At 41.9% G+C, this 229-nt stretch carries 1 pseudogene; it reads left to right on the forward strand.

The features are described 5' to 3' along the window. A pseudogene (locus P5683_RS26270) lies at positions 1–212 on the forward strand (Uma2 family endonuclease); the annotation flags it as partial. Positions 213–229 lie beyond the last annotated feature (17 nt).

Raw genomic sequence — 229 nt, forward strand, 5'->3', positions numbered from 1 at the left:
TAGGGATAGAAAATCGTCAACTCCGCTTTTTTAGTCCTGATAGTGTTTTAGTACCAACCCCCGAAGAATCAGCCACTGAAGCTCAACGACAGTTAGGAAGTGTTCAAAATGAGTTAATCACTACTCAAAATCAATTGGAAATCGAACGACACCAGAAAGACCAACTAGCGGTCAAACTGCGAGAGTTGGGAATTGACCCCGAACAGTTGTAGATAATCGAGGTAAAAAC

It is taken from the genome of Limnospira sp. PMC 1279.21 (assembly GCF_032349615.1).
Taxonomy (GTDB): domain Bacteria; phylum Cyanobacteriota; class Cyanobacteriia; order Cyanobacteriales; family Microcoleaceae; genus Limnospira; species Limnospira fusiformis.